The organism is Sphingobium sp. VMM (assembly GCF_056790315.1).
This window is the reverse complement of the sequence record NZ_JBXGSI010000009.1, coordinates 85,148-105,976: the sequence shown is the minus strand read 5'-3', so window position 1 is coordinate 105,976 and position 20,829 is coordinate 85,148. Positions and strand designations below refer to the sequence as shown.

20 protein-coding genes are annotated in these 20,829 nt (G+C 64.6%); 17 read left to right on the top strand and 3 right to left on the bottom strand.

Features of this window, described 5'->3' with window-relative positions; genetic code table 11:
* Nucleotides 1-26 precede the first annotated feature (26 nt).
* The 3 genes from glmU (at nucleotide 27) to glmS (ending at nucleotide 4,119) form a co-directional block, all read left to right on the top strand.
* Nucleotides 27-1,319, top strand: a complete 1,293-nt coding sequence (glmU, locus tag ACUCV3_RS13380; RefSeq protein ID WP_482240690.1) for a bifunctional UDP-N-acetylglucosamine diphosphorylase/glucosamine-1-phosphate N-acetyltransferase GlmU — start codon at nucleotides 27-29, stop codon at nucleotides 1,317-1,319.
* Complete coding sequence (locus ACUCV3_RS13375) at nucleotides 1,316-2,179, top strand: metallophosphoesterase (RefSeq protein ID WP_048937835.1); 864 nt, start codon at nucleotides 1,316-1,318, stop codon at nucleotides 2,177-2,179. The genes glmU and ACUCV3_RS13375 overlap by 4 nt, the downstream gene beginning before the upstream one ends.
* Nucleotides 2,180-2,295: 116 nt before the next feature.
* Nucleotides 2,296-4,119 (top strand): glutamine--fructose-6-phosphate transaminase (isomerizing), encoded by a 1,824-nt coding sequence (gene glmS / locus ACUCV3_RS13370; protein WP_048937836.1) that lies wholly within the window; start codon nucleotides 2,296-2,298, stop codon nucleotides 4,117-4,119.
* A gap of 54 nt (nucleotides 4,120-4,173) precedes the next feature.
* Here glmS and ACUCV3_RS13365 read toward each other — a convergent pair whose 3' ends face one another.
* Together ACUCV3_RS13365 and ACUCV3_RS13360 are read right to left on the bottom strand one after the other, a co-directional pair.
* On the bottom strand, nucleotides 4,174-5,787 hold the full coding sequence (locus ACUCV3_RS13365) for a bifunctional GNAT family N-acetyltransferase/carbon-nitrogen hydrolase family protein (RefSeq protein ID WP_048937837.1): 1,614 nt from the start codon (nucleotides 5,785-5,787) through the stop codon (nucleotides 4,174-4,176).
* Nucleotides 5,788-5,906: 119 nt separating this feature from the next.
* Nucleotides 5,907-7,127: an NADP-dependent isocitrate dehydrogenase gene (locus tag ACUCV3_RS13360; RefSeq protein WP_048937838.1), complete on the bottom strand. Its 1,221-nt coding sequence runs from the start codon at nucleotides 7,125-7,127 to the stop codon at nucleotides 5,907-5,909.
* 203 nt (nucleotides 7,128-7,330) lie between these two features.
* Here ACUCV3_RS13360 and ACUCV3_RS13355 point away from each other — a divergent pair, with 203 nt between their 5' ends.
* Entirely contained in the window at nucleotides 7,331-8,065 is a 735-nt protein-coding gene (locus ACUCV3_RS13355) for a phosphatidylserine decarboxylase (RefSeq protein WP_029547694.1), read from the top strand.
* A gap of 50 nt (nucleotides 8,066-8,115) precedes the next feature.
* Nucleotides 8,116-8,829: a CDP-alcohol phosphatidyltransferase family protein gene (locus tag ACUCV3_RS13350; protein ID WP_048937892.1), complete on the top strand. Its 714-nt coding sequence runs from the start codon at nucleotides 8,116-8,118 to the stop codon at nucleotides 8,827-8,829.
* A gap of 14 nt (nucleotides 8,830-8,843) precedes the next feature.
* Here the strand turns inward: ACUCV3_RS13350 and ACUCV3_RS13345 are convergent, their stop codons facing one another.
* Entirely contained in the window at nucleotides 8,844-9,080 is a 237-nt protein-coding gene (locus tag ACUCV3_RS13345; RefSeq protein WP_048937839.1) for a hypothetical protein, read from the bottom strand.
* A gap of 257 nt (nucleotides 9,081-9,337) precedes the next feature.
* On the opposite strand from ACUCV3_RS13345, the gene rpsB reads away from it, so the two are divergent.
* From rpsB to rpmE, 12 genes are all read left to right on the top strand, one after another.
* A complete protein-coding gene (rpsB, locus tag ACUCV3_RS13340; RefSeq protein WP_010337471.1) occupies nucleotides 9,338-10,096 on the top strand; it encodes a 30S ribosomal protein S2 in 759 nt (252 codons plus the stop codon).
* A gap of 105 nt (nucleotides 10,097-10,201) precedes the next feature.
* A complete protein-coding gene (gene tsf / locus ACUCV3_RS13335; protein ID WP_010337470.1) occupies nucleotides 10,202-11,128 on the top strand; it encodes a translation elongation factor Ts in 927 nt (308 codons plus the stop codon).
* A 227-nt stretch (nucleotides 11,129-11,355) separates the two neighbouring features.
* A complete protein-coding gene (pyrH, locus tag ACUCV3_RS13330) occupies nucleotides 11,356-12,081 on the top strand; it encodes a UMP kinase (RefSeq protein ID WP_004211175.1) in 726 nt (241 codons plus the stop codon).
* Nucleotides 12,082-12,083: 2 nt separating this feature from the next.
* Nucleotides 12,084-12,641: a ribosome recycling factor gene (gene frr / locus ACUCV3_RS13325; protein WP_004211176.1), complete on the top strand. Its 558-nt coding sequence runs from the start codon at nucleotides 12,084-12,086 to the stop codon at nucleotides 12,639-12,641.
* Between the two features lie 43 nt (nucleotides 12,642-12,684).
* Nucleotides 12,685-13,425 (top strand): isoprenyl transferase, encoded by a 741-nt coding sequence (locus ACUCV3_RS13320; RefSeq protein WP_010337468.1) that lies wholly within the window; start codon nucleotides 12,685-12,687, stop codon nucleotides 13,423-13,425.
* Between the two features lie 5 nt (nucleotides 13,426-13,430).
* Complete coding sequence (locus tag ACUCV3_RS13315; protein ID WP_004211179.1) at nucleotides 13,431-14,207, top strand: phosphatidate cytidylyltransferase; 777 nt, start codon at nucleotides 13,431-13,433, stop codon at nucleotides 14,205-14,207.
* Complete coding sequence (locus ACUCV3_RS13310; RefSeq protein ID WP_048937841.1) at nucleotides 14,207-15,364, top strand: 1-deoxy-D-xylulose-5-phosphate reductoisomerase; 1,158 nt, start codon at nucleotides 14,207-14,209, stop codon at nucleotides 15,362-15,364. The genes ACUCV3_RS13315 and ACUCV3_RS13310 overlap by 1 nt, the downstream gene beginning before the upstream one ends.
* Nucleotides 15,361-16,494 (top strand): RIP metalloprotease RseP, encoded by a 1,134-nt coding sequence (gene rseP, locus ACUCV3_RS13305; RefSeq protein ID WP_048937842.1) that lies wholly within the window; start codon nucleotides 15,361-15,363, stop codon nucleotides 16,492-16,494. Before ACUCV3_RS13310 ends, rseP begins: the two co-directional genes overlap by 4 nt.
* A gap of 88 nt (nucleotides 16,495-16,582) precedes the next feature.
* Entirely contained in the window at nucleotides 16,583-19,219 is a 2,637-nt protein-coding gene (gene bamA, locus ACUCV3_RS13300) for an outer membrane protein assembly factor BamA (protein ID WP_048937843.1), read from the top strand.
* A complete protein-coding gene (locus tag ACUCV3_RS13295) occupies nucleotides 19,219-19,887 on the top strand; it encodes an OmpH family outer membrane protein (protein ID WP_004211184.1) in 669 nt (222 codons plus the stop codon). Before bamA ends, ACUCV3_RS13295 begins: the two co-directional genes overlap by 1 nt.
* A gap of 4 nt (nucleotides 19,888-19,891) precedes the next feature.
* A complete protein-coding gene (fabZ, locus tag ACUCV3_RS13290) occupies nucleotides 19,892-20,371 on the top strand; it encodes a 3-hydroxyacyl-ACP dehydratase FabZ (protein WP_004211185.1) in 480 nt (159 codons plus the stop codon).
* A 114-nt stretch (nucleotides 20,372-20,485) separates the two neighbouring features.
* Nucleotides 20,486-20,710, top strand: a complete 225-nt coding sequence (gene rpmE / locus ACUCV3_RS13285; RefSeq protein ID WP_004211187.1) for a 50S ribosomal protein L31 — start codon at nucleotides 20,486-20,488, stop codon at nucleotides 20,708-20,710.
* Nucleotides 20,711-20,829: the final 119 nt, after the last annotated feature.

Below are 20,829 nucleotides of genomic sequence, written 5' to 3'. Positions count from 1 at the left end.
TCCTTGCCGCCGGGCAGGGCACAAGGATGAAGTCCGGCACGCACAAGGTGCTGCACCCGATCGCCGGGCGGCCGATGCTGCTGCACCTGCTTGCCAGCGTCGCGGACCTGCTGCCCGAGCGGCAAGTGGTCGTGGTCGGCGCCGGCCGCGAGCAGGTGGAAAAGGCGGTCGAGGGCAGCGGCGTCGCCATCGCCGTGCAGGACCAGCAGCTTGGCACCGGTCATGCCGTGGCGCAGGCGCATGATGCGCTGGCGGGGTTCGCCGGTGACGTGCTGATCCTCTATGGCGACGTGCCGCTGGTCAGCGGCGCGACGATGAAGGCGATGCTCGATCGGTTGAGCCGGGGCGACGAGCCGCGCGCGGTGGTGCTGGGCTTCCGCCCGGATGATGCCGCCGCCTATGGCCGGATCATCGCCGATGGCCAGGGCATCATCGAGAAGATGGTCGAGTTTAAGGATGCGAGCGAGGCCGAGCGCGCCGTCACCTTGTGCAACAGCGGCCTGATGGCGGTGCGGGCGAGCGACCTGTTCGTGCTGCTCGACCAGATCGGCAACAACAATGCGGCCGGCGAATATTATCTGCCCGACATCATCATGCTGCCCGGTGCGAACAGCGCCGTGATCGAGACCGAAGCGTGGGAAGTGGCCGGCGTGAACAGCCGCGCCGAACTGGCCGGCGTCGAAGCCGTGTGGCAGGACCGCCGCCGGACCGAGGCGATGCGCGAGGGCGTGACCCTGGTCGCGCCGCAGACCGTCTTCTTCTCGCACGACACGGTGCTGGGTCGCGACGTGACGGTCGAACCCAATGTCGTCTTCGGTCCGGGTGTCACCGTCGCTGACAATGTCGTCATCCACGCCTTCTCCCATCTGGAGGGCGCGACCGTGGCCAGCGGTGCCGATATCGGCCCCTATGCCCGGCTGCGTCCGGGCGCTGACATCGGCCCCAAGGCAAAGGTCGGCAATTTCGTCGAGATCAAGAAGGCGCGCCTCGACGAAGGGGCGAAGGTCAATCACCTCTCCTATATCGGCGACGCCAGCGTCGGCGCGGCCGCCAATATCGGCGCGGGCACCATCACCTGCAATTATGACGGCTTCTTCAAGTACAAGACGCAGATCGGTGCGGGCGCCTTCATCGGCTCCAACAGCGCGCTGGTCGCGCCGGCGACGATCGGCGATGGCGCGATCGTTGCGGCGGGCAGCGTCGTGACCAAGCCGGTTCCGGCCGACGCGCTGTGCCTCGTCCGCCCGCAACAGGAAAGCAAGCCGGGCTGGGCGGCGGCGTTCCGCACCCGCATGCGCGAGCGGAAGGCGAAGGCTTGAATTTCATCCGGCGCCGGCCGTTTCTGTCCGCCCTGCTGTTCCTGCTGCTGATCGCAGTGGCAGGGCCGCTCTGGCTGTTGATGAATGCGCGCGCCATGCCGGTCGTGCGGCGCGCCGATGTCGTGCTGCCTTTCCCGGCGGGCGCGTCGCAGCAGCCGATCCGGGTCGCGCTGCTGACCGACACCCATCTGTCTGGGCCGGACAACAGCCCGGCGCGGATGGCGCGGATCGTGGCCCGGATCAACGGCCTCAAGCCGGACCTGATCCTGCTGGGCGGCGACTATATCGGCGACAATAAATGGGGCGCGACCTATGATGCGCGCCACGCGATCGCGCCCTTCGCCGGGCTGCGCGCGCCGATGGGCGTGGTCGCGGTGCTGGGCAATCATGACAGCCGCAGCAGGAAGAACCGGGTGGCACTGAGCGCCGACGACTGGCAGCGCGCCTTTGCCGATCTGGGCATCACCCTGGTACAGGATGGCGCGGTGCGGCGCGGGCCGCTGGCGATCGGCGGGCTCAAGGATATCTATACCCGCAAGCCCGACATACCCGATACGCTGAAGGCGATGCAGGACATCGGTGGCGCGCCGGTGATCCTGTCGCACGGGCCCGATGTCTTTCCGCTGCTGCCCGATGCACCGTCGCTGACCCTGGTCGGCCATACCCATTGCGGTCAGGTGGCACTGCCCTTTGCCGGGATCGTCTATGTCCCCTCCCGCTATGGTACCCGCTATGCCTGCGGCCGCTATCAGGATGGGCGGAAGGCGATGATCGTGTCCGGAGGCGTGGGGACCAGCGGCCTGCCTTTCCGCATGCTGGCGCCGCCCGACATCTGGCTGATCACCATCCGGCCACGATGACATTCTTTTCATGGCTCGGCCATGGCGCTGTCGCCCGACCGGCATTAATGGCATGGCGACAAAGCTGTCCTATATGGACGCTATCTGACTAATCTGGTTCGGCGGGGCTTTCCACCATGTGCGGTATCATCGGAATTATTGGTAAGGATCAGGTCGCGGAACGACTGGTCGATGGCCTCAAGCGGCTGGAATATCGCGGCTATGACAGCGCCGGTGTCGCCACCGTGCATGACGGCCGGATCGATCGCCGCCGGGCCGAGGGCAAGCTCAACAATCTGGTCAAGGAACTTGGCCAGTCGCCGCTGGCCGGCACCACCGGCATCGCCCATACCCGCTGGGCCACCCATGGCGCGCCGACCACCAGCAATGCGCACCCCCATGCGACCGGCGAAGTGGCGCTGGTCCACAATGGCATCATCGAGAATTTCAAGCCTCTGCGCGATGAGCTGATTGCCCGCGGCCGCACCTTCGACAGCCAGACCGACACCGAAGTGGTCGCCCATCTGGTCAGCGAACTGGTGGAGCAGGGCGTGGCGCCGAAGGAGGCCGTGGCCCAGGTGCTGCCGCGCCTGCACGGCGCCTTCGCGCTCGCCATCCTGTTCAAGAGTCATCCCGACATGCTGATCGGTGCGCGTCTCGGTTCGCCGCTAGTCGTAGGCTATGGCGATGGCGAGACCTTCCTCGGCTCCGACGCGCTGGCGCTCGCCCCGCTGACCCAGCGCATCGCCTATCTGGACGAGGGCGACTGGGTCGTCATCACCAAGGATGGCGCCGAGATTTTCGACAAGGACAACAACCCGGTCGAGCGTCCGGTCACCATTTCCGGCGTGTCCGGCGCGATGATCGACAAGGGCAATCATCGCCACTTCATGCAGAAGGAAATTTATGAGCAGCCGGTCGTCGTGGCCCAGACGCTCAAGGCCTATCTGCAGCGGATGGATGATCGCGTATCGCTGCCGATCCCGGATTTCGACTTGTCGACCATCCGCCGCGTCACCATCGTCGCCTGCGGCACCAGCTTCTATGCCGGCATGGTCGCGCGCTACTGGTTCGAACAGTTCGCCCGCGTCCCGGTCGATTTGGATTTCGCCTCCGAGTTCCGCTACCGCGAGCCGGTGATGGAGGAGGGCGGCCTCGCCCTGTTCATCAGCCAGTCCGGCGAAACCGCCGATACGCTGGCCGCGCTGCGCTATGCCCGCGCCCAGGGGCAGAAGATCGCCGTCGTCGTCAATGTGCCGACCAGTTCGATGGCGCGCGAGGCCGACCTGCTGCTGCCGACCCATGCCGGCCCGGAAATCGGCGTCGCCTCGACCAAGGCCTTCACCTGCCAACTCGCCGTGCTGGCAGCCTTGGCCGCCAATCTGGCGCGGGCCAAGGGCAAGCTCAGCGCCAAGGATGAAAAGGAAATCGTCCGCCATCTCGCCGAAGCGCCCGCCGCGATCAACGGCGCGCTCGCCTATGACGAGGCGATCGAGGCGATGGCCCATCATATCGTGCCGGCGCGCGATGTCCTGTATCTCGGCCGCGGCACCGACTATCCGCTGGCGCTGGAAGGCGCTCTGAAGCTCAAGGAAATCAGCTATATCCATGCCGAGGGCTATGCCGCCGGCGAGATGAAGCACGGCCCGATCGCGCTGATCGACGAACTGGTGCCGGTGATCTGCATCGCGCCCAGCGGCCCCTTGTTCGAAAAGACCGTCAGCAACATGCAGGAAGTGCAGGCGCGCGGCGGCAAGGTGGTCCTGATTTCCGACTATGACGGGGTGCAGGCGGCAGGCGAAGGCTGCCTCGCCACCATCACCATGCCCAAAGTCCACCCGCTGATCGCGCCGATGGTCTATGCCGTGCCGGTGCAACTGCTCGCCTATCATGTCGCCGTACTCAAGGGCACCGACGTCGATCAGCCGCGCAACCTGGCAAAGAGCGTCACGGTGGAGTGAGCCGGGCCGCCCCTGCCATCATGATGGCAGGGGTCTTGGCTGCTCGCGCTTCGATCAGCCACCGCCCGGCGAATTATGGCCACCGGCCGGCACCGGGCCGCCGCTTGGCGCGTGGCTGTGGTCGGGATTGCTGTCCCAGTCGATATGATAAAGGTCGAAGCGGCGGTCGCGCAGGTTGCGGACCGTGCCTTCGGCCCGCGCCCAGCTGAGGTCGGCCAGGTTCACGTCCGCCATGGTCAGCGTTTCGACATTCTCGCTCGCCTCGGCTGCGATGCCGTCCCGCGCGAAGGGCAGGTCGCACGGCGTCAGGATCGCGCTCTGGGCATATTGGATGTCCATATTGTCGACGTTCGGCAGATTGCCGACATTGCCCGACATCACGACATAGCATTGATTCTCGATCGCGCGGGCCTGCGCGCAATAGCGCACGCGCATATAGCCCAGGCGCGAGTCGGTGCAGAAGGGGACGAAGATGATGCGCGCCCCCTGATCGACCAGGCGGCGGGCCAGTTCGGGAAATTCGCTGTCATAGCAGATCAGCACGCCGATCGGGCCGCAGTCGGTCTGGATCACGTCGAGCGCGTCGCCGCCCTTGATGTTCCACCAGAAGGCTTCGTTGGGGGTCGGGTGGATCTTTTCCTGGGTGTGGACCGATCCGTCGCGCAGCGCGACATAGGCGATATTCTGGATGTCGCCATCGTCGGCGCGGGTTGGGTGCGACCCGCCGATGATGTTGATATTATATTCCAGCGCCATCCGCGTCAGTTCCTTGGTCAGGCGCGGGGTATAGCCGGTCAGCCGGTCGATCGCTTCGATCGGCGACAGCTTCTTGGTCTCGAACGAGAGCAGGGGCAGGGTGAACAGCTCGGGGAAGACGATGAAGTCCGACCGGTAATCGGCCGCCACGTCGACGAAATATTCGATGTTACGGACGAACTCGTCGAAATCCTTCACCGCGCGCGCCTGGAGCTGGCAGGTGGCGAGGCGGACGCTTTCGACGCCGCGCGGCACCCGCATTTCCGGCGCCTCGTCCGGATCGACATAGGGGTTGCGCCAGACCAGATGCGCGGCATGTCCGTCCGACTGCTTGTCTTCGGGCAGGTAATTTTCCAGCACGCCCAGCGGCTCGAACTGGTTCTTCAACTGGAAGCTGATGACCTGGTCGCGCAGCTTGCCGCTGACCACCTTTTCCAGATAGTCGGCCGGGCTGCCGGCCCGGCGCTTGGCGCGGGCATAGCCGGGCATGCGGCCCGCAATGACGATGCCGTGCAGGTCGAGTTCCTCGGCCAGTTCCTTGCGCTCGTCATAGAGGCGCTGGCCGATGCGCAGTCCGCGCAGCTTGGGATCGACCGCCATTTCATAGCCATAGAGCCATTCGCCCGCGGCGCTGTGACGGGTGCCGAAACCGTTGGCGGTGATTTCCTCCCAGTCATGATGGGAAAAGGCCATCGCCTTGCTGACGCGCATGGTGGCGCAATAGCCCACCACCTTGCTGTCATAGAGGGCGACGAAGCAGCCATTGGGGAAGTTGTTGATCTGGCCGCGGATGGTGGCCAGCGAATAATTGGGCATGCCGGGATAGGCGCGGGCGATCAGCCGCTGGATGCCGCGCACATCGCCGGGCACCGCCGCCCGGACTTCCAGGCGCTTCTTGGCTGTCGTGGTCATTCTTTGCTCCCGTCGCATCAATCCGAAAAGGAAAAGGCGGCGCCGGGATGCGGCGCCGCCTCGTTCCGTTTCCGTATTGAAAGCTTCAGGAAGCGATCAGTTCCGGTAAAAAGCCTTTATCAGGCCCACTTGGCCATTTCGGCTTCCAGATTGACGCGGATCGCCTCGAAGAACTGCTCCGTGGTCATCCAGGCCTGATCCGGGCCGATCAGCAGGGCCAGATCCTTGGTCATCGCGCCGCCTTCGACGGTCTTGATGCAGACCCGCTCCAGCGTCTCGGCGAACTTCACGACGTCCGGCGTGTCGTCGAACTTGCCGCGGAACGACAGGCCCTGGGTCCAGGCGAAGATCGAGGCGATCGGGTTGGTCGAGGTCGCCTTGCCCTGCTGGTGCTGGCGATAGTGGCGGGTGACAGTGCCGTGCGCGGCTTCGGCTTCCACGGTCTTGCCGTCGGGCGACAGCAGGACGGAGGTCATCAGGCCGAGCGAGCCGAAGCCCTGGGCCACGGTGTCCGACTGGACGTCGCCGTCATAATTCTTGCAGGCCCAGACGAACTTGCCGCTCCACTTCAGCGCCGAAGCGACCATGTCGTCGATCAGGCGATGTTCGTAGACGATGCCGGCCGCCTTGAACTTGTCGGCGAATTCGGCGTCGAACACTTCCTGGAACAGATCCTTGAAGCGGCCGTCATAGGCCTTGAGGATGGTGTTCTTGGTCGACAGATAGACGGGCCAGCCGCGGTTCAGGCCATAGTTGAAGCTGGCCTTGGCGAAATCGCGGATCGATTCGTCGAGATTGTACATGCCCATGGCAACGCCGGCGCTGGGGAATTCGAACACTTCATATTCGAGTTCCTCGCCATTGGTGCCGACCCACTTCATGGTCAGCGTGCCGGCGCCGGGCACCTTGAAATCGGTGGCCTTATACTGGTCGCCAAAGGCGTGACGGCCGACGACGATCGGGTCGGTCCAGCCCGGAACCAGGCGGGGGACATTCTTGATGACGATCGGTTCGCGGAACACGACGCCGCCCAGGATGTTGCGGATGGTGCCGTTGGGCGACTTCCACATCTTCTTGAGGCCGAATTCCTCGACGCGCGCTTCGTCGGGGGTGATGGTGGCGCACTTCACGCCGACGCCATATTCCTTGATCGCGTTGGCCGCGTCGATCGTGATCTGGTCGCTGGTCTCGTCGCGCTTCTCGACCGACAGGTCATAATATTTCAGGTCGACGTCGAGATAGGGGAGAATGAGGCGCTCACGGATCCATTCCCAGATGATGCGGGTCATTTCGTCGCCGTCGATTTCCACGACGGGGTTTTTCACCTTGATCTTCGCCATAGCGCCTATTCGCCTTCTTCTCTTGGGTGGAATTATGGGGACGCCCTACGGCCTGCGCCGCCAATGTTCAACCGTCCAGCGCCGGATTTCCGGCCGATCATGCGATGCATGCGCAAGACTGTTGTGCGATGCGCGTTCATGCCGGCAGCCAAGGACGGGGATCGTCGTTGTCAGGATCAATGTCTCCCCCTAAAGACATGCCCATGGAAAATGACGAGATCACGATTGCCGCAGGCGGCAATGTCAAATGGCGCTTCCCCTCGGTCCATCCCGAAGGGGTGAAGTTCGGCGCGATCGCGGCTGCGATCACCGGCCTGTTCTTCGTGATGGGCTGGGAAATCATCGGCTGGCTGATGCTGATGGTCACCATCTGGGTGCTGGCCTTCTTCCGCGATCCGATCCGCGCCGTGCCGCAGGATGAGGGCGCGATCATCGCCCCGGCGGATGGCCTGGTGACCCTGATCCAGCGCGTGCCGCCGCCGCGCGAGATGGCTGGGCCCGATGGCCTGGGCGATCAGCCGCTGATCCGCGTGTCGATCTTCATGAGCGTGTTCGACGTCCATATCAACCGCACCCCGATCGGCGGCACGGTGAAGGCCGTCACCTATATTTCGGGCAAGTTCCTCAACGCCGATCTCGACAAGGCGAGCGAGGATAATGAGCGCCAGCATATCCTGGTCGAGCGTCATGACGGCCTGCGCGTCGGCTTCACCCAGATTGCCGGCCTTGTCGCGCGCCGCATCGTGCCCTTCGTCAAGCCGGGCGACATGGTCGCCGCCGGCCAGCGCATCGGCCTCATCCGCTTTGGCAGCCGTGTCGACGTCTATCTGCCCGCCGGCACCGCGCCGCGCGTGATCCTGGGCCAGCGCACCGTCGCGGGCGAGACGATCCTGGGCCAGATCGGCGATCGCCGCGTGATTGCGGGCATCCAGCAGTGAGGCGGCGTCGCGCCGTTCCGCGCGGGCTGCGGCGCGGCATCACGCTGCGCATGTTGGCGCCCAATGCGGTGACGGCGATGGCGCTGTGCTTCGGCCTCACCGGCGTGCGCTACGGCATTTCGGGCGAGTGGGAGCGGGCGGTATTGTCCATCCTGTTCGCCGGCGTGCTCGACGGACTGGACGGCCGGATCGCCCGGATGCTGCGGGGCGAGAGCCGTTTTGGCGCCGAACTGGATTCGCTTTCCGATTCGATTGCATTCGGCGTCGCGCCGGCGCTGATCCTCTATCTCTGGTCGCTGCATGCCATGCCGAAATTCGGCTGGATCTTCGCGCTTGCCCATGCGCTCTCCTGCGCACTGCGCCTGGCGCGCTTCAACGCCAATATCGATGTCGAGGAGCAGCCGCACAAATCGGCCGGCTTCCTGACCGGCGTGCCGGCGCCCGCGGGTGCTGGCCTCACCTTCGTGCCGCTCTATCTGTGGCTGGTGACGGGCGAAGAGATTTTCCGCGCCTGGTATGTGGTCGCGCCCTGGACCGCGTTCGTGGCCTTCCTGATGATCTCCAGCATCGCCACCTATAGCTGGTCGGCGCTGCGGTTGCGCAAGCGCATTCGGCTGGAACTCATCGCCTTTGTCGGCCTGCTGGCGGCGGCGCTGGCGACCCAACCCTGGTTCACTCTGCTGCTGATCTGTGGCGTCTATGTGCTGCTGATCCCGTTCGGCATCCTGTCCTACGCCAAAGTGCGCAAGCAGCCTGTCGGCTGAGCCGGATGTCCTGTTCAGGCAGCGAGCGCGCTGCCGGGCAAGGCGGGGGCGGACAGGGTAGTGGTGCGGCCCGGCTGGCGAACGCGGTTCCGCGTGATGCGGATATGATAGACGGGCGGGTTCTGGGGAATCGGCTCGAACAGCAAAGCTGCCGCCATCTTCTGATGATAGAGCGCAAACATCCAGGCAATGGTGCCGATCGCCAGCAGGAAGGCGGCGGAGAAAATGGTCGCTGCAACAATGGTGAACATGGCCGCTGACTTTCTATCTTGCCATTTGCACGCTTAGGCTCACTATGTCGGTGCAAACGGGCGTTTAGACTGTTTGTTCCATCTGTTCACTTTATGTTCTCATATTGAGAGCGAGTCAACCCCTTGCGCAACGGGGTTTTGGGCGTTAAAGGCGCGCCCATTCCACATGGGAATCGACATATCCGGTGCCGGACGGGTCTTTGAGACCATCCAAGGTTCCTGATTCCCAGAGGTAGCAACCGGAAGGAGAAATGATTATGGCGACCCCCGTCGTCACCATGCAGCAATTGATCGAGGCTGGCGCCCACTTCGGCCACCAGACCCACCGCTGGAACCCGCGGATGAAGCCGTACATCTTCGGCGACCGCAACGGCATCCACATCCTTGACCTGTCGCAGACCGTGCCGCTCTTCGCGCGCGCCCTCGACTTCGTGTCGGCCACCGTCGCCGGCGGCGGCAAGGTTCTGTTCGTCGGCACCAAGCGCCAGGCCCAGGATCCGATCGCCGAAGCCGCCCGCAAGTCGGGTCAGCACTTCGTCAACCATCGCTGGCTGGGCGGCATGCTCACCAACTGGAAGACCATCTCGGGCTCGATCAAGCGCCTGAAGACCCTCGAAGAGAAGCTGTCGGGCGATACCCACGGCTTCACCAAGAAGGAAGTCCTCCAGATGACCCGCGAGCGCGAGAAGCTGGAACTGTCGCTGGGCGGCATTCGCGACATGAACGGCATCCCCGATGTCATGTTCGTGATCGACGCCAACAAGGAAGAGCTGGCGATCAAGGAAGCCAACACCCTGGGTATCCCGGTTGTCGCCATCCTCGACTCGAACGTCTCGCCCGACGGCATCGCCTTCCCGGTTCCGGCGAACGATGACGCCAGCCGCGCCATCCGCCTCTACTGCGACGCCGTTGCCGCCGCCGCCACCAAGGGCAACCGTGGTGCGCAGCAGGCTTCGGGCATCGACCTGGGCGCTCTGGATGAGCCCGAGGCCGAAGAGGTCGTCGCGCAGGCCTGATCCGCGGTCTTCGAACTGCAAGAATGACAGGCTAGGGCGCGGTCCATTACGGAACGCGCCCTAGTGCTTATCTGATTAAACCCCTTTTGATTTAGGAGCCTCAACATGGCCGAGATTACCGCTGCCGCCGTCAAGGAACTGCGCGACCGTTCGGGCGCGGGCATGATGGATTGCAAGAAGGCCCTCACCGAAGCCAATGGCGACATCGAAGCGGCGACCGACTGGCTGCGCGCCAAGGGTCTGGCTGCTGCCCAGAAGAAGTCGAGCCGCACCGCTGCTGAAGGTCTGGTCGGCGTTGCCGTCGCCGGCACCAAGGGTGTTGCCGTCGAAGTGAACAGCGAAACCGACTTCGTTGCCAAGAACGACCAGTTCCAGGACTTCGTTCGCACCGTGTCGACCGTTGCGCTGGAATCGGGCGCGGCTGACGCCGAAGCCCTGTCGGCCCAGCCGCACCCCGCCGGCGGCACCATCGCCGAAAAGCTGGTCGCCAACATCGCCACCATCGGTGAAAACCAGAATCTGCGTCGCGTCGCCCATGTCGAAGTGACCGAAGGCGTCGTCGTGCCCTACGTGCACAACGCTGCTGCGCCGGGCCTCGGCAAGATCGGCGTGCTCGTCGCGCTCGAAGGCGATGCCCCCGCCGACGTTCTGGAGCCGCTGGGCAAGCAGCTGGCCATGCACATCGCCGCTGCCTTCCCGCTGGCCCTGTCGGCCGACGACATCGATCCGGCCCTGCTGGAGCGTGAGCGCGCGATCGCCGCTGAAAAGGCTGCCGAATCGGGCAAGCCCGCCGAAATCGTCGCCAAGATGGTCGACGGCGCGGTCGCCAAGTTCGCCAAGGAGCAGGCCCTGCTCTCGCAGCTGTTCGTGATGGACAACAAGACCCCGATCGCCGACGTCGTCGCCAAGGCGGCCAAGGATGCCGGCAAGTCGATCTCGCTCAAGTCCTATGTCCGCTTCCAGCTGGGCGAAGGCATCGAGAAGGAAGTCAGCGACTTCGCCGCCGAAGTGGCTGCTGCCGCCGGCGCCTGATCGCCGATCGAGCGACAAGCAAAGGGAAGAGGGCGTCCTGCGGGGCGCCCTTTTTCTATGAGAGCGTGGTGCGTTTGTCGGTCGGCGCCGGTCGGGCCGGGCGCCATCGGTGCCGCTTTCTCCATGAAGAGGCTGGAGCGCACGACAAACGCCCCTTGGCATCGCGCTTTACCGCCTCTAATGTCCCGGCCGCTTCCCCTGCCAACCATCAAGGATTCTTGCCCCACATGACCCGGCCAGCCTTCAAACGCATCCTGCTGAAATTGTCGGGCGAGGTGCTGATGGGGTCCGGCCAGTTCGGCATCGATCCCGAGACCGTCGATCGCGTTGCTGGCGAAATCGCCGCCGCGAAGGATGCGGGCTTCGAACTGTGCGTGGTCGTGGGTGGCGGCAACATTTTCCGCGGCCTTGCCGGCGCGGCCAAGGGCTTCGACCGCACCAGCGCCGACTATATGGGCATGCTGGCGACCGTGATGAACGCGCTGGCGGTGCAGAATGCGCTGGAAAAGATCGGCTGCGACACCCGCGTCCAGTCGGCCATTCCGATGGCGTCGGTGTGCGAACCCTATATCCGTCGCAAGGCCGTGCGCCATATGGAGAAGGGCCGGATCGTGATCTTCGCGGCGGGCACCGGCAATCCCTTCTTCACCACTGATACCACGGCGGCCCTGCGCGCAGCGGAAATGAACTGCGACGCGCTGTTCAAGGGCACCAGTGTCGATGGCATCTATGATGCCGATCCCAAGAAGGTGGCGGATGCCACCCGCTATGAGGCGATCAGCTTCGACCAGGTGCTGACCGACAATCTCAAGGTCATGGACGCCAGCGCGATCGCGCTGTGCCGTGAAAATCATATTCCCATCGTCGTCTTCAACATCCGCGAGGAAGGCAACCTGGCCAAGGTGCTGGCGGGTGAAGGCACCGCGACGATCGTGCAAAATCAGGAGCGCTAATAATGGCCCAGTATAACAAGTCCGACCTCGAACGCCGCATGGCCGGCGCAATCGAAGCGTTGAAGGGCGATCTCACCGGTCTGCGCACCGGCCGCGCCAATGTGCAACTGCTCGATCCCGTCATGGTCACCGTCTATGGCGCCAACATGCCACTGAACCAGGTCGCCACCGTGTCGGCGCCCGAGCCGCGCATGCTGTCGGTCCAGGTGTGGGACAAGGCCAATGTCGGCCCCTGCGACAAGGCGATCCGCTCGGCGGGCCTCGGCCTCAACCCGATCGTCGACGGCCAGACGCTGCGCCTGCCGATCCCGGACCTGACCGAGGAACGCCGCAAGGAACTGGCCAAGCTCGCCAGCAAATATGCCGAAGGCGCGCGCGTCGCCGTCCGCAACGTCCGTCGCGACGGTATGGACAGCCTGAAGACCGACGAGAAGAAGGGCGAGATCAGCGAAGACGAGCGCAAGCGTCTGGAAACCGAAGTCCAGAAGCTGACCGACGCCACCATCGTGGATATCGACGCGGCCGCTTCGGCCAAGGAAAAGGAAATCCTCGGCCAGTAAGCCGGGGCTTTTCTTTCGCGGCCAAAGCACGCATTCCTATCTGATGGCCACACAAGCCAAGCCCGATCTTACCAGCGCTGCGCCTGCCCATGGTGCGCGTCATGTCGCCATCATCATGGACGGCAATGGCCGCTGGGCGAAGAAGCGGCTGTTGCCGCGCATCGCCGGCCATCGCGCCGGGGTGGAGGCGGTGCGCCGCGTCGCCCGCGCGGCGCAGGATATGGGCCTTGAATGCCTGACGCTCTACGCTTTCTCCTCGGAGAACTGGAAGCGTCCGGCGACCGAGGTGTCCGACCTGATGGGCCTGCTGCGCCATTTCATCCAGTCGGATATCGACGAGTTTCATGCCAATGGCGTGCGGCTGCGGGTGATCGGCAACTACAAGGCGCTGGAGCCTGGCCTGGTCGAACTGATCGAAAGCGCGATGGCGCGCACCGCCGCCAATACTGGCCCGGTGATCGCGATCGCGCTCAACTATGGCGCGCAGGACGAGATGGTGCGCGCGGCGCAGCGTCTGGCGCAGCGGGTGGCGAGCGGTGAATTGTCGGCCGAGAATATCGGCATCGAGGCGATCGATGCCGAACTCTACACCGCCGATCTGCCGCCGCTCGACCTGCTGATCCGCACCTCGGGCGAACAGCGGCTCAGCAATTTCATGCTGTGGCAGGCGGCTTATGCCGAACTCTATTTTACCGATATGCTCTGGCCCGATTTCGATGGCCGGGCATTGGCGCAGGCGCTCGACGCCTTCCGCATGAGGGACCGCCGTTTCGGCGGACTGTGAGTAACATGTCGAGTGAATTGCGGACCCGCACGATCGTTGGCCTTGGCCTGATCGCCATGGCTGTGGGCGCGCTGGTCTTTGGCGGCTTCGTCTTCTGGATGCTGCTGTCGATCGCCGGTGTGCTGATGATGGGCGAATGGGGCATGCTGACCGGCGCCTCGTCCGATCAGCGCAAGATGGCGATGTATGCCGTCTCGGTGCCGCTGGCGATCCTTTGCCCGGTGGCGGCGGGCGTGTCCTGGCTCGGCTTCGGCCTGATGATGGCCTCCTTCTTCTTCGTGCTGATCACCAGCCGCGCGATCAAGCTGGCGCTCGGCATTCTCTATATCTGCCTGCCGGTGATGGCGCTGCTGTTCCTGCGCGGGCAGGCGCCCGACAGCCATGGCCTGCTGCTCGCCTTCTGGGCGCTGGGCCTTGTCTGGGCCACCGATATCGGCGCCTATTTTGCCGGCCGTTCGATCGGCGGGCCCAAGCTGGCGCCGCGGGTCAGCCCGTCCAAGACCTGGTCGGGCTTGGGTGGCGGCGTGCTGGCGGCCCTGCTCACCGGCTTCCTTCTCTATCGTTTTGCCGACCTGCCGATCCAGCTGGCGGCGGCAAGCGGCCTGCTCGCGGTTGCGGCACAGCTTGGCGATCTGCTCGAAAGCGCGATGAAGCGCCGCGCCGGCGTCAAGGACAGCAGCAATCTTCTGCCCGGTCATGGCGGGGTGATGGACCGGCTCGATGGCGTGGTGGCGGCCGCGCCGCTTGCCGCCTTGCTCTATCTGGTCCTGGCGGGCGCCTGATGCGGAGCGTTTCCGTCTTCGGCGCCACCGGATCGGTCGGCATGTCGACGCTGGACCTGATCCAGCGCGAGCCCGATGCCTATGAGGCCATTGCCCTGACCGCCAATCGCGATGTCGCTGGCCTCGCCGCCGCCGCGCGCGCGGTCGGTGCGAAGATCGCCGTGGTCGCGGACGAAGCCCAATATGGCGCGCTCAAGGATGCGCTCGCCGGATCGGGTGTCGAGGCGGCGGCGGGTGAGGGCGCGCTGGTCGATGCCGCGGCGGCGGGTGCCGACTGGACCATGGCCGCGATCGTCGGCTGCGCGGGCCTCAAGCCCACCATCGCTGCGCTGCAGGCTGGCGGCACGGTGGCGCTGGCCAACAAGGAGTCGCTGGTGTCGGCCGGCGCGCTGATGATGCAGGCGGCGACCGCTTCGGGCGCGACGCTGCTGCCGGTGGACAGCGAGCATAATGCGATTTTCCAGTGCCTGGCCGGCAGCAGCCTGGGCGATGTCGCCCGCATCATCCTGACCGCGAGCGGCGGGCCGTTCCGCGCCCTGGGTTATGAGGATATGCGCGCCATCACGCCGGCGCAGGCCGTGGCGCATCCCAACTGGTCGATGGGCGCGAAGATCAGCGTCGACAGCGCGACGATGATGAACAAGGGGCTGGAACTGATCGAGGCGGCCCATCTCTTCCCGGTCGGGCTCGACCGGATCGAGATATTGGTCCACCCGCAATCGGTCATCCATTCGATGGTCGAATATCGCGACCGGTCCACTTTGGCACAGCTCGGCTCGCCCGACATGCGCATCCCGATCGCCCATGCATTGGCCTGGCCGGCGCGGATCGCCACGCCTTGCCAGCCACTTGATCTGGCCCGGATCGGCCGTCTGGACTTTGAAGCGCCCGACGACCGGCGTTTCCCCGCGCTGCGCCTGGCGCGCGCGGCGGCGCAGGCCGGCGACGCATCGGCCGCCATCCTCAACGCCGCCAACGAGGTCGCCGTGGCGGCCTTTCTGGCCGGCCGCATCGGCTTCCTTGATATCGCCATGATTGTGGAGGATGTTCTCAACCGCTATAGCGCGCCGATGCCAGCCTGCATGGATGATGTCCTGCACGCCGACGCAACGGCACGGGTTATGGCGGGTGATGTGATGGAAAGATTGACGGTTTGATCCACAATCCCGGTTTCCTGTTGACCATCTTGGCTTTCGTGGCGGTCATCGGGCCGCTCGTCTTCGTGCATGAACTGGGTCATTATCTGGTCGGACGCTGGTGCGGGGTGAAGGCGGAGGCCTTCTCGATCGGCTTCGGCCCGGAAATCGCCGCCTGGGTGGACAGGCGCGGCACGCGCTGGCGGCTCGCGGCGCTGCCGCTGGGTGGCTATGTCCGCTTCAAGGGCGACATGAACGCGGCCAGCCAGATCGATCCCAAATGGCTGGAAATGTCGGCGCAGGATCGCGCCGAAAGCTTCCCGGCCAAGCCGTTGTGGCAACGCGCGGCGATCGTCGCCGCCGGCCCGGCGATCAATTTCCTCTTCGCCATCCTGATCCTGGCCGCCTTCGCCTTCCTGCACGGTGAAAGCCGGACCCCGGCGGTCGCCGGCATGGTCCAGCCCGGCAGCGCCGCTGCCATGGCCGGCATCCAGCCGGGCGATCGCATTGTCTCGCTCAACGGCCGGGCGATGAGCACCTTCGACGATATCCGCCTTTATGCCCAGATCCGTCCCGGCGAACCGGTGACGATCCTGCTCGACCGCAAGGGGCAGGTGATCGAGAAGCAGGGCCATGTCGGCGCGGTCAGCGAAGATGACGGCTTTGGCAACAAGTTCCGCATCGGACGTCTGGGCATCGCGCCGGGCGAACCGGTGATCGAACCGGTCAGCCTGCTGCGCGCCCCCGTGGTGGCGATCGAGCGCACCGGCCAGATCATCCGCACCATGGTGGAGACGCTGGGCCAGGTGATCGGCGGCGATCGTTCGGTCAAGGAACTGGGCGGGCCGCTCAAGATCGCGCAGGTATCGGGGCAGGCGGCGACGCTGGGGCTGGAGAGCTTCATCTTCTTCATCGCCCTCATCTCGATTAACTTGGGGTTCATCAACCTCTTGCCAATTCCCATACTGGATGGCGGTCATCTGCTTTTCTATGGGGTGGAGGCAGTGCAGCGGCGGCCGGTGAGCCCGCAGGTGCAGGATTGGGCCTATCGGTCGGGTCTGGCGCTGCTGATGACGGTCATGTTGCTGGTGACCTTCAACGATTTGTCGTCTTTCGGATTGTGGGAGCGGCTGTCCGGCTTGATCGGCTGAGCCGCATCGGGCAGGGAAGGCGCGGTTCGGCGCCGTCTATTTCTGGCGAAACAGTTTTTTACTTTTTTGAGGTGAGCGGGTGACAGCGATGAACAGCAGCAAGGGCCAGCGTCCGATCATCGCGGCCCTGTTGGCCACGACGATGATTGCGGGCCTGTCGGCCGTGCCGGCGATGGCCCAGAATGCGGCCCCGGCAGCACCGGCGGCTGCGCCGATCGCGGCGTCCACGGCCAATACGTCCGAAGGCACGATCCGCAGCATCACCGTGACCGGCACCCAGCGTCTGGAGCAGGACACGGTCATGTCCTACACCAAGCTGCGCGTGGGCCAGGCCTTCAGCCAGGAATCGCTCGATCAGGCGCTGCGCGACCTGTATGAGACCGAACTCTTCGCCGACGTCCAGATCCGCAACGATGGCGGCGCGCTGACCGTCGAGGTGAAGGAAAACCCCGTCATCAACCGTATCGTCCTTGAAGGTAATAAGCGCCTGAAGGACGACAAGATCCGTCCCGAAATAAAACTGGCGCCGCGCCAAATCTATACCCGCTCCAAGGTCCGCGCCGACGTCGCCCGCATCGTCGAGCTGTATCGCCGCCAGGGCCGCTTTGCCGCGACGATCGAGCCCAAGATGGTCCAGCTGGACCAGAACCGCGTCGACATCGTGTTCGAAATCTCGGAAGGGCCCAAGTCCAAGGTCCGCCAGATCAACATCATCGGCAACGAGAAGTTCAAGGACGGCGAACTGCGCGGCCAGATGGTGACCAAGCAGTCGCGTTGGTTCCGCATCTTCTCGTCGGGCACCAGCTATGACCCGGATCGCCTGGCCTATGACCAGCAGAAGCTGCGCCAATTCTACCTGACCGAAGGCTATGCCGATTTCCGCGTGATCTCGGCCGTCGCGGAACTGACGCCTGACAAGCAGGACTTCATCATCACTTATGTGGTCGAGGAAGGGGATCGCTACAAGTTCGGCGACGTGAAGGTCGAGAGCGACATTCGCGACCTGTCGGGCGATGCGCTGACCCGCCGCCTGCCGATGAAGAAGGGCGACTGGTACAACGCCAAGCAGGTCGAGGACACGGTCGACACGCTGAGCGAAACCGCCGGCCTGTTCGGCTATGCCTTCGCCCAGGTCGAACCCGACTTCAACCGGTCGAAGGACGACCTGACGATGGGGATCAATTTCCGCATCGCCAACGCCCCGCGCGTCTATGTCGAGCGCGTCGACATCAACGGCAACACGCTGACCCAGGACAAGGTCGTCCGCCGCGAGTTCCGCCTGGCCGAAGGCGACGCCTTCAACAGCTTCCTCGTCAAGCGCTCGAAGGACCGTATCAACTCGCTCGGCTTCTTCCAGGAGAAGCTGGACATCGAGCAGAAGCCCGGCTCGGCGCCCGACCGCATCGTGCTGGAAACCAACGTCCAGGAAAAGTCGACCGGCGAACTCTCGCTCTCGGCCGGCTACTCCTCGCTCGAACGCTTCATCATCTCGGCGTCGATCACCCAGCGCAACTTCCGCGGCAAGGGCCAGGAACTGCGCACCTCGGTCAATTATTCGGCTTATTCCAAGTCGGTCGAAGTGGGCTTCACCGAGCCTTACTTCATGGACAAGAATATCGCGCTGGGCGGCGACATCTATCGCCGCGACCTCAACAGCTTCCGTTATCTCAGCAATAACGACCGCGACACCACCTATGAACAGACCACGACCGGCTTCCAGCTGCGGGCCGGCGTGCCGATCACCGAATATGTGTCGCTGGCGCTGCGCTACACGCTGAACTTCGACGACGTGACGCTGGACAAGGACACCTATTATACCGACGGCGTCTGCGACCCGCTGCTGGCCGGCCGCTATCTCTGCGATGCCATCGGCAAGCGCACGACCTCGTCGATCGGCTACTCGCTGATCTATGATACCCGTGACAACCGCATCCGTCCGACCCGTGGCCAGACCGTCACGCTCAGCCAGGACTTTGCCGGCCTGGGCGGCGACGTCCGCTACATCCGCACCCGCGCCAATGCCGCCAAATATTGGGGCCTGGGCGGCGGCTTCATCTTCTCGCTGTCGGGCGAAGGCGGCTATATCCACAGCCTCCAGGGCACGCGCTATGACGCCACCGGCGCCGAAGTCGACCCGATCCGCCTGACCGACCGCTTCTTCCTGGGCGAACCGCAGATGCGCGGCTTCGACATTCGCGGCGTTGGTCCGCGCGTGAAGCGCTATTATCTGGTTTCGCAGACCAATGATGACGGTTCCACCAGCTATGTCCGCCAGACCGGCAACAATAATGTGTCGGATGACGCGCTGGGTGGCCGCGTCTATTATATGGCCCGCGCCGAAATGGAGATTCCGCTGGGTTCGGGTGCCCGTGAAATGGGCCTGCGTCCGTCGATCTTCGCGGATGTCGGCGCCGTTGCCGGCCTGAAGAATCCGGGCACCATCAACTTTGCGGGCTATTGCTCCGACTCCACCGGTTCGCTGAGCACCGTCCGTGCGACCGGCACGGCGGCCAGCCCGGTCTGCCCTGTTGGCTATGACACCAAGAGCGGCATGTTCGAGGAAGATTATCTGGGCGACACGCTGAAACCGCGTCTGTCCGTGGGCTTCGGTGTCAACTGGAACTCGCCCTTCGGGCCGTTCCGCATCGACATCGCCAAGGCCCTGCTCAAGGAACCAGGGGACGACAACAAACTCATCACCTTCAACGTAGGGACTCAATTCTGATGAAGACGTTTATCAAGGCTCTGGCGCTCGGTATCGCGCCTGTCACCGCCATCGCTCTGACCGCCGCGCCGGCCGCTGCCCAGTCGAAGCAGGGCATCGCCGTCGTCGATCTGCAGCGCGCGGTTGCCACCAGCGCGGCCTATTCGACCGCCCGCACCCAGATCCAGACGACCTACAAGGCGCAGATCGACAGCTTCACCGCGCGCAAGACCGCGATCGACACCGATCTCAAGACCAAGGGCGACGCCCTGCAGGCCGCGTTGAAGGCGGCCGGCGGCAAGCCGACCCCGGCGATCGAAACCCAGTATCAGCAGTTCCAGCAGTCGCAGCAGACCGCGCAGGCCGAACTGCAGCGCCTGGGTCAGCCGATCGCGCTCGCCAACGCCTATGTCGAGGAACAGATCACCGCGAAGCTGTCGGACGCGCTGAAGGCCGCCATGACCAAGGCGAAGGTCGACCTGGTCCTGTCGCCCGACGCGACCGTGTCCTATCAGCCGACCGTCGACATCACGGCCGCGGTCGTGACCGAACTCAACACGCTGGTGCCCAGCGTCGGCATCACCCCGCCCGCCGGCTGGCAGCCGGGCGGTCGTCAGGGCCAGGCTGCGGCCCCGGCCGCTGCCGCTCCGGCCCCCGCCAACCCGGCGCAGGCGCCCAAGTCGCGCTGATAAGATGACCGGAGAGGTTGATAACAAGGAAGCCCGTGGCCCGATGGATATCCGTCGGGTCATGGCTGCCCTGCCGCATCGCTACCCGATGCTGCTGGTTGACCGCGTGGCGTCGCTGGTGCCGAGCCAGTCGATCCACGCGATCAAGGCGGTGTCGATGAACGAGCCCTTCTTCCAGGGGCATTTCCCCGGCCGGCCGATCATGCCGGGCGTGCTGATCGTCGAGGCCATGGCCCAGGCGGCCGGCGTGCTGGTGGTCGATTCGCTGGGGCTCGCGGATTCGGGCAAGCTCGTCTATTTCATGAGCATCGACGGCGCGAAGTTCCGGACCCCTGTGGAGCCGGGCTGCCTGCTCGACCTGCATGTCGAAGTGACGCAGATGCGCGGCGCGGTCTGCAAGTTCGCCGGCCGTGCGCTGATCGACGGCAAGCTGGCGGCGGAAGCCAATTTCGTCGCGATGATCGCCGATCCGCCCAAGGACTGAGCGAAGGCACATCCTTTTCCTTGCTTTGGCGCGCCGAAAACGCTAACGGCGCGCCTTCGCATTTTATCGCATCCATAGCCGGTCGGAACCGGCACACACACGGAGCAAGACGCCATGAAGGCCGATACCCACCCCGATTACCACTTCATCACCGTCCAGATGACCGACGGCACCACCTTCCAGACCCGCTCGACCTGGGGCAAGGAAGGCGACACGATGGCGCTCGACATCGACCCCAAGTCGCACCCGGCCTGGACCGGTGGCAACCGCCAGCTGGACACCGGTGGCCAGGTTGCGCGCTTCAACAAGCGCTTTGGCGGCCTGACGCTGAAGAAGTAATCGGCCTTTCACAGGCACGATATCGAAAGGGCGCCCCACCGGGCGCCCTTTTTTTGTGCCTGGACGCGATGCGCACGGCACAAAAAAAGGGCCTCCAGCTAAAAGCTGGAGGCCGAGGT